Raw genomic sequence first — 8,798 nt, 5'->3', positions numbered from 1 at the left:
GGGAGATTATCTGGCCGCCACCGGGGCGGTCTTGAAGACCGCAGGTGGGGCGGGACTCCGGCCGCCAGTGGGGCGAGCGTGATGGCCGTTGACAGATCGGGCCCACTACGAACCGCGCCCCCGCCCGACCCGCTCCGATGGGACTGGGCAAGCGACAGCCGCGTAGCGGTCACGGCTCGCGCAGGTACGCCTTGGCGACAGCGACCGCCGGGCCGAGGAGCGCGACGTCGTCCAGTCCGCAGCCAGGCCGCAAGGGCGAGCGAGGTGTCCGGGTCGAGGCCAGCGCAGTGCGCGGCCGCCGCCAGCGCCCGTGCCGGGGCGTGCCACTCGGGGTGGTCGGCATAGGCGAACACCGCCACGGTGCTCGTGCCGATCGGCCCGCCGGCCACCGCGTCGCCTTCCCCAAGCCGGTGGGAGGCGAGGACCAGTGCCCCGTGTTCGTCCTGGTCGACCATCCACTGCGCCCCCGGTTCGTCCGCCGCCAGCGCCCGCTGCTCCAGTACCCCGGTCGCCCGCCGCAGCACCCGCGCCGTCTCCGACACCGCCACCACCCGCCCCACAGGCCACGCAGCGCCCGCTCGCACTCCGCCGCACCGCACGTCGGCGAACTCGGGCGGGTACCAGGGTTGTCCGGGCGCGGTGCCCCGCCCGCAGAGCGTGGTGGGCAGCAAGCCCTCGGGGACGTCCAGGTTGGCGCCGGCGGCGCGCACCGCGACCACGCCCAGCATGCCGCTGCCCGGCCCGGCCTGCCGGTCGGCCCGGATATCGAGGAGCACGATGATCGCCATGGTGTCGAGCCTCGCCAGCAGGTGGCGTACCTCGGGTGTGACGGTGAACCGGGTGCTGGCCTGGGCGCGAGATCCGGGTTCGCGAGCTGCGGCCGGGTCTTGCTCGGCCTTGTGGAAGGGCAACGTGGCTGCGGTCCATTGCGAGCTGACCGCCCGGGCAGCCCGGCAGGACCCGCCGGGCCGGGTGCCGTCGCTGCCCACTCTGCACCGGGCGATCCAGTGGGACCCGACCGCGGGGGAGCGGGCCGGCCTTTCAGCGGGAGAGAGGGCGGCCCGCAAGCACGACGTGTTCCTCACCCGCCCCCGCGGTCACCGCAACCAAGCCTGGGAGACCGACCACATGCAATCACCAGTCCTCGTACTCGTTGACGCCGACGCCCAGCTGCTCAATCGCATGACCGAGGTCGAGGCCGCCTCCGAGGACATCTGGCACGCCCCCGTGTACAGCGTCGCCGCCGTACACGGGGGCGTGCCAGCACCCAATCAGGCGGTATAGCTTGCCTGTTCCAGCGAGTAGTAGGCGGATCGGAAGGCGCTGGCGGCGCCACCCCAGTTCCCCGCGAACAGTTCGTTTTTTCCGCGATCGAGGTTGTACGAGGCGTTGTCGACGTCCACGATGACCGGGGAGGCCGCGCAGCTGCCGGTGGTTGTGAAGTTCAGTGCGGAGTTGGAGAGATCCAAGGCCCCGTTCAGGTTTCCCTGGTTGGCGTAGGCGATCGCTCGGTCGGTGTATCCCATCGCCGTGACGATGTCCTCCCAGCACCTCGATTTGGCACTGGCGGCGGGCGCGGCTGCCACAGCAGCGCCGGCGCCTACCACGAGGGCTGCAGCCACGGCCACGAGGCGGGTGTGTATGCGAGTCACGGGCAGGCTCCTTCCTGGGGTGGGTGAGTACTGTCAGGGAACGAAGGTTTCTGTGATTCAGCAAGGCGCAGAGCGGAGGAATGGCTTGTTCCCCCACGCGTCTTGACCTGAGGCGTTGTCTTGCGCGGATCCGCTCTGTCGACGGCGGCCATCGACCACGGTGGCGGAGCGGGCTGCGGGGAGCGCGGACGGTGTCGCCCAGGATCCGGGCGGCGCCTGACCGTGCTGCACAAGCGCATCGGCGAGGCCGAAGCGGCGACCGCCTGAGCGGCAACCCGCTGGCCGAGGCCGCCTCGCCTGGGTCCCGTCGTGCCCGGGCACCGGGACCCGACTGGGCCGCCGATCAGAGCAGCCGCGCCGTGCCCCCCGGCGCTGCTGGGCTCCCACTGGCCGGGCCCCGCGCGGAACGCCCCCCATCCTTCCCGGGACCCGGCCGCGCTGCGGCCCCGGGAGATCGGTGTCGTCGGCGCGGACCAGGCCGAGGTGACCGTGTTCTCCGCCACCGCCGCGCACGGTGACCGACTGCGGGTCCGCCGCGCCCGGCGCCGTGGAAGCCGGGCTGGCCGGGCCGTGCCCGGAGGCTCGGGCGCCGGCTCCTCCTGTTCGGCGTGTTTGCGCAGGCAGGAGCGGTGCTGGTGGCAGGTCTTCTCGACGGCGGCCGAGAGGTTCTGGAGCAGGTGCCACCTGTCCGCGACCTCGATCGCGTCGGGGGCGGCTTCCTTGGCCGCCCGGGTGTAGGCGGTGGCGCGGTCACTGCAGATGATCTCCGCACCGGGGTGCTCGCGCAGCCAGGCGGCGAAGGTCTCCGAGGTGCGGTCCGGGAGCACGTCCACGACGCGGCCGGTCTCGACGTCGACAAGGACGGTCCCGTAGGTACGGCCCTTGCGGAAGGCGAACTCGTCGACGCCGAGCACCCGCGGTGCCCGGTCCGGCACTTCGGGCGCTTCCAGCAGCCCGAGCAGGCGGGTCCGGCCGGCAGCGATGCTGAGCTTGTGGCACAGCCGTTCGCCGGCCCGGCCGCCCAGCTCCGTGGCGACGGCCCGAAGCCACTGCTTCAGCCCGATGCTGGAACGCACGTGCCGCTCGCTCAGCCCGGAGACCTGCTCGACGAACGTCGTCCGCCGGCACCGGGCGTGGTCGCAGAAGAAGCGGCGCACGCGCAGGCGTATCGCCAACTTACTTCCTGCAAGCGGTCGTTCGGCCAGCGTTCGCCGGTAGGAGGAGTGCCTCCGTCTCCCCGGACTTCCGCAGCCCGGGCACCGGGTCGGCGGGCCGCACGCGGCCACCTCCACCAGCACGACCTCCGGGCCGGCGGTCAGCCGTTCCAGTTCAACATCGACTCCGGGGAACAGAACATCTTCGATCGAGCGGAAAACCACGCGCAGGTCATCCCGCAGGGAACCGATCCTGCATGCCTGCAGCTTGACCTGGGATTTCACGGAACTCCGGTCAGAGCCAAATTCAGAGAGCGTCATCACCCGGTGGACACGCTGAAGGCCGACGACAGATGCCAGGGGGATCCCCGCGACCGTGGTGCACGTCCTAGCCGTCCACCATTTCGATCCGCCCCTGGAGACGGGCTGGTCGCCGCGGCCTGCGACCTACCTCGGCGTCCTGGGGCAGGGCGAGTCCCATGACGCCGGGTTCGAGGAGCAGGGTTACGGGATCGGCCCGGTCGGCAGTGTGCCGTTCCAGCTCGAACTGCTCTTCCGCCCTGTCGTGTTCCTGGAAGCCGGCGACGAGGTTGTCAACCGCGACAGGCGCGCGTGGCCATGCTGGTGAGGGGTCATGCCAACACGAAACCCCAGCTTGCGGGGAATCCTGCGACCACTGGCACTTGACCGAATCAAGCCGCGAGGCGCACTGCGGGGCTGCAGCTACGTGTCGTGCTCGTTGACACCTTGGCCCACCGTCGCCCCGGCCCCGGACTATGCTCGCGGCAGGCACAGGGGGACGCGTTTGAGGGGGGCCATGAGCCGGGTTGTCGTGGTGCACGGGGTGGGGCGGCAACTCGACACCGCCGAGACCCTGTTGGCGGAGGTGGAGCCGGCGCTGCGCGGCGGGGTCGGCCTCGCGCTGCGTAGGGACCCCGCGCTCGGACACCTGGCGGACGGCGACATCGTCTGCGCCGGGTACGGGGACCTCTACCGGCAGGCCGGGACCCGCGGCGAGCCGTACTACCGGGCGAAGGACGTCGAGCCGGGGTTCGAGACCGAGTTGCTGGAGGCCTGGTGGCGGGAGGCCGCCCGGCTCGATCCCGGTGTTCCCGGACCGGACGCCGGTGCCCCGGACGGGACGGGTCCCGCTCCCGCCACCCGTGGTGCGGTCGGCCGCCTCGCCTCCCGCCCGCTCACTGTGGAGCGGGTCCGCCGTGCCCTGCACTCCCTCACCCGCACCCGATACTTCGGCCCCGTCTCCGACCGGGTGCTCGTCTCGGACCTCAAGCAGGTGCGCCGGTACTTCACCGAGCCCGCGTTGCGTGCCGCCGTACGGGCCCGGGTCGAGGAGCTGATCACGCCGGACACCGAGGTGGTCGTGGGGCACTCGCTCGGATCGGTGGTCGCCTACGAGGTGCTGTGCGGGCTCCCTCCGGAGCGGCCGCCGCTGACGCTGGTCACGCTCGGCTCCCCGCTGGGCCTGGCCGGGCTAGTCTTCGACCGCCTGCAGCCGGCCCCGCGGCAGGACGGCACGGGGGTCTGGCCGGCCCCCGTCAAGCAGTGGACCAACATCGCCGACAGGTGCGACCTGGTCGCCGTCGTCCGCGAACTCGCACCCCGGTTCGGCTCGGAGGTCGTGGACGTGCCGGTGGACAACGGCTCCGAGATGCACAGCATGCGCGCCTATCTGACGGCAGTGGAGACCGGGACGGCGATCGCCGCGGGACTGGCCCGGTGACGCACGGCCCGACGACGGGTGCTCCTGCCACGGGCGCGGCGGACGGGCTCAACCGGTACGTCCTCGCCTTCGGCGCCGACACGTTCCCCGTCGACCCGGTGCTCGAGGACCTGCCCGGCGTGCCCGAGGACCTGCGCCGGGTCAACGCCCTCTTCACCTCCCTCGGGTACCGGGAGATCCTCCCGCACCTGGCCGGCGCGCCCGATGCCCAGCAGCTGCGCGCGGACCTGGAGGACTGGCTCAAGGCGGACGAGCGGTGCGAGCAGGACGTGCTCGTCGTGTACTACGCGGGACACGGCCTGCGGGACGACCACTCCCACCGAATCACCTTCCGCAACAGCCGCCACAACCGCCGGAGCACCACCCTCGGCTCCCGCGAACTCGCCGACCTGCTGGCCGACACCCGGGTCGGGCACGTCCTGCTGCTGCTCGACACCTGCTACTCCGAACTGGGCGCGGCCGAGATCACGAGCGTCACCGGCCACCTGGTGGACAGCCGGCCCCCGGAAGCCGACGGCCTGTGGCTGGTGGCCTCCGCCCGCTCCCGCGAGCTCGCGTACGACCACGCCTTCGTGTCGGCCCTGGAGACCGCGGTACGCGCGAGCACGGCCGGGATGCGGCAGCGGTACCTGGACATCCCGACCGTGACCGACCAGATCAACGGCCACCTCAGGGAGCACCGCCCGGACCAGTGCGCCAACTACCACGCGGTGTCCGGCCGAGCGGTCCCGCCGTTCCTACCCAACCCGAACTACCGGCCTGGCCTGCCCGACGAGGCGATGGACGTGGAGTCGCAGCGGGAGTGGACCGCGCACTTCGGTCCGCGGGGCCGCGGTGTGGAGTACGCGAGCGAGCCGGGCGACTGGTTCACCGGGCGCCGGCAGGCCCTGGCCACGCTGGCGGGCTGGCTGCGCGACCCCGTCCACGACGCCCGGGCGCGCGTGGTGACCGGGGACCCGGGCTCCGGCAAGTCGGCCGTCCTGGGCCGGCTGCTCGCCCTGGCCCGCCCCGACCACCCGGAAGCCCCTGCACATCTGCTGCCGCCGCCCGGATCGGTGACGGTGTCCGTGCACGCACACGGCACCACCCTGGAGAAGCTCACCGCACGGCTCGCCGCCGCGCTGGGGGTGGAGGCGGACGGCCCGCCGCACCTGCTCGCGAGACTCGCCGAGTACGACGGCCCGCTGCGGACCGTGCTGATCGACGCACTGGAGGAAGCCGGTACCGGCGTCGGCGGGCGGGAACCCCAGCGCATCGCCCGCGAACTGCTCCGCCCGATGTCCACCCTGCACAACCTGCGCCTGCTGATCGGCACCCGCCGCACGATGATCCCCGAACTCGGCCGGGCCGTGGAGGTCGTCGACCTGGACCACGAGGCGTACACCGGCCGGCACGACATCGAACAGTACGCACGACGCGCACTGGCCGAGAAGCCCGGCGACCTGACGACACCGGAGCGCGAGGCCCTGGCCGCCGCGGTGGCCCGACGTGCCGGACGCTCCTTCCTCGTCGCCCGGATGACCCTACGGGCCCTGCTCCACGGACACCTGACCCCCGACCTGACCCGGCCGGGCTGGGAGGAGGAACTGCCCTCCGAGGTCGGACAGGCCTTCGACGACTACCTCGCCCGCTACGGCGAGCACGAGGACCGGGTCCGACGGCTGCTGCGCCCCCTGGCCTACGCGGAGGGGTCCGGCCTGCCGTGGGACTCCCTGTGGGCCCCGCTGGCGGCGGCCCTGTCGGGCGAGAAGTGCACCAACGACGACGTGGACTGGCTGCTGCGGCAGGCGGGCGCGTACGTGGTGGAGGCCCGGGCCGGCGAGGACCGGTCGGTGTTCCGGCTGTACCACGAGGCGCTGGCCGAGCACCTGCGCGATCCGCGCCGCAGCCGCGAGGACCAGCGCCGAATGACCGCGGAACTGCTCGCCTCCGTCCCGCCGCGGGCCGACGGCGACGGCCCGGACTGGGAGCGCGCGCACCCCTACGTCCACGCCCACCTGGCGGGCCACGCGGCGGCCTCGGGGGACCTCGAACACCTGCTGCGGGACCCGTGGTTCCTGGTGCACGCGGAGCCCGACGGGCTGCTGGCCGCCATGGACGGCGTGCCGAGTGGAGAGGCCGGGCGCATCTGCGCGATGTACCGGACCTCGGTCCACCTCCACCGTGATCTCCGCATCCGCGAACGGGCCCAGGTGCTCGCGGTGGACGCGGCCCGCTACCAGCTGGAGGACCACCGGAAGAGGCTGGGGCGGAGACTGGAGTGGGCACCGCGGTGGGCGACCGGGTCGCAGACGAGCAGCCTGTTCCGGGCCGAGCTGAGCTCGTGGTCGGGCGATCCGCTGGTTGCGACGGAGTTGAACGGGACACCGGTGGTGCTCAGCGCGCAGCGCGGCGGGCCGGTGCAGATCTGGGATCCCGCGCAACAGGCCTGCATCGCGACCCTGGACGGGCACACCGGCACGGTGTGGGCAATGGACTGCGTCGACGTGGACGGTGTCACACTCGCCGTGACCGCATCGGCTGACGGAACTATGCGTGTCTGGGATCTCGCAAGTGCCACCGAGCTCCGGAGATTCGTGGTGGAGAGCGAGGCTGAAGTTGCGCGCAAGGCCGACGAATACGGATTGTTGACTCCCGTGGCGGGCCTGGCCTGCACCCGGGTACATGGCGAAGTACTGATCGTCGGCTGTGCCCAGGACGGCTCAGGATGGGTTCGCGAGCTGATGTCCGGTGAGGTCCGAAGGACCTTTCCGAGCCCGTCCGGGAACCCTCATCAACTACCCTCAGTATTCTGTATGGAGACACAGGAGGTAACTCTCGCTGTTGTCGGCCCGCTTGATGGTTCGCTGATGTTTTGGAACCTGGAGACCGGAGCGTGGAACCTTCGTCACGGTTCCTGGGGCCGTAGAGCGGTGGCGAGTGTCACCCAGGAGGGGCGCAAGCTCGTGTCCGTCGGCGATCACGGCGGGAACCTTCAGTTCCGCGACCCCATCACCGACACCGTCGTCGCGTCCTGTTACATCGGGCAGGACCGGATCACAGCCCTCGCATTTACGGAACTCAACGGCCGCAAGGTCATGGTGCTGGGTTACGAGGACGGTTCGATGGAGTTGCGGGATCGGCCGGATGGCCAACGGTTGGCCCGGCTCAACGGCCACACGCACGAGGTGCGCTCCATCGTGATCACGAGCGTGAACGGACGACCGGTCGCCGTCAGTGCCACTACCAGCGGGTCCGTCCGCTTGTGGCGTCTGGAGGAACAAGCCGAGGCGGTCAAGCCCCAAGGCCATTCCAGCCAGGTATCGGCTGTTGCCTGCACCGTACTGGACGGTGCCACCGTCACGGTGTCGGCGGGCTTCGACCACACGGTACGGGTCTGGGACATGGCCTCCGGGAGGTCACTGCGATGCCTCGAAGGGCACAAGGGTCGGGTGAAAGAAGTGATCTGCACAACGGTCTCCGGCAGACCGACTGCCGTGACCAGAGGGGATGACTACACCGTCCGAATGTGGGATCTCGCGGAGGGCCTGGAGACCGGAAGAGCTGAGGTTAGCTTTCGCGCATCGCTGGCCTGCGGTTACCTCGACAATGACCCGATCGCTCTGATCCCGCAGGGGCGCCTCGACAGCGGTCGGACGCAAATCTGGAATCTGGAAAGCTTGCAAATCAGTGGAGAATTCGAGGCCATCGACCTCATGGGTGCCCTCGCATGGGCTCTCGTGGGTGGCCAGCCCGTGGCCGTGATCTCGGGGTTCTCGTGCCGAGAGAACCGGCCGCGGACGATACTCTGGGACCTCGCCAGCCAGACTGAAATAGGCAGTTTTGAGGGCTTTCCAGACCATGTCGGAGCCCTGGTCTGTGGTACAGACGGACGCAATCCCGTGGTTCTGGCAGCCGCTGGCGACAACGGTGCCCAGGTGTGGGACCTGCGGACCCGGCAGTTGCGTCACCAGCTTGATGATGAGTGGGTGTCCGATGTGGAGTTCGGCCACGTGAACGGGAAGCCGGTTGTCGTCACTGCCGGCTGCCGCGCCGTAGGTGTCTGGGACCTTGGCAACGGCACGCTCCTGCACGAATTCCATATGCCCATATACCCCTCCACAGTCGCCTTCGCTCCGAGCGGTGAGCTCGTCGTCGGCGCCGGATACGAAGTGATCGTCCTGGAGCGTGCAGCTGGTTAGCACGTCAGCCCACACTGAGAACTGGTGTCGAACCACTGCGTGCCGGTGGGCATTTGCCCGGAGTCTCCGC

Annotated in this window: 6 protein-coding genes and 1 pseudogene; 4 read left to right on the top strand and 3 right to left on the bottom strand. The window is 70.7% G+C overall.

From position 1 onward, the window contains the following. A pseudogene (locus ACWDCZ_RS28220) lies at positions 1-788 on the bottom strand (hypothetical protein); the annotation flags it as partial. Between ACWDCZ_RS28220 and ACWDCZ_RS28215 the strand changes: the two are divergent. After that, positions 778-1,284 carry a hypothetical protein gene (locus tag ACWDCZ_RS28215; RefSeq protein ID WP_449817294.1) on the top strand — a complete coding sequence of 169 codons (507 nt, stop codon included), beginning with the start codon at positions 778-780 and terminating at the stop codon, positions 1,282-1,284. The pseudogene ACWDCZ_RS28220 and the gene ACWDCZ_RS28215 overlap by 11 nt on opposite strands. Here the strand turns inward: ACWDCZ_RS28215 and ACWDCZ_RS28210 are convergent. Then, positions 1,272-1,652 carry a hypothetical protein gene (locus ACWDCZ_RS28210; protein ID WP_449817293.1) on the bottom strand — a complete coding sequence of 127 codons (381 nt, stop codon included), beginning with the start codon at positions 1,650-1,652 and terminating at the stop codon, positions 1,272-1,274. The genes ACWDCZ_RS28215 and ACWDCZ_RS28210 overlap by 13 nt on opposite strands. Further along, a complete protein-coding gene (locus tag ACWDCZ_RS28205; protein WP_449817292.1) occupies positions 1,649-3,091 on the bottom strand; it encodes an ISL3 family transposase in 1,443 nt (480 codons plus the stop codon). The genes ACWDCZ_RS28210 and ACWDCZ_RS28205 overlap by 4 nt, the downstream gene beginning before the upstream one ends. Positions 3,092-3,182: 91 nt before the next feature. Between ACWDCZ_RS28205 and ACWDCZ_RS28200 the strand changes: the two genes are divergently transcribed. The 3 genes from ACWDCZ_RS28200 to ACWDCZ_RS28190 all read left to right on the top strand — a co-directional run bounded on the left by ACWDCZ_RS28200 (position 3,183) and on the right by ACWDCZ_RS28190 (position 8,728). Further along, entirely contained in the window at positions 3,183-3,434 is a 252-nt protein-coding gene (locus tag ACWDCZ_RS28200) for a hypothetical protein (RefSeq protein ID WP_449817291.1), read from the top strand. Positions 3,435-3,623: 189 nt separating this feature from the next. Then, entirely contained in the window at positions 3,624-4,547 is a 924-nt protein-coding gene (locus tag ACWDCZ_RS28195) for an antibiotic ABC transporter ATP-binding protein (protein WP_449817290.1), read from the top strand. Then, a complete protein-coding gene (locus ACWDCZ_RS28190; protein ID WP_449817289.1) occupies positions 4,544-8,728 on the top strand; it encodes a caspase family protein in 4,185 nt (1,394 codons plus the stop codon). The genes ACWDCZ_RS28195 and ACWDCZ_RS28190 overlap by 4 nt, the downstream gene beginning before the upstream one ends. The last annotated feature ends 70 nt before the right edge of the window (positions 8,729-8,798 follow it).

Source organism: Kitasatospora sp. NPDC001225, assembly GCF_053597855.1.
Note: the sequence above shows the minus strand (reverse complement) of the source record. Positions and strands in the feature narration are given on the sequence as shown.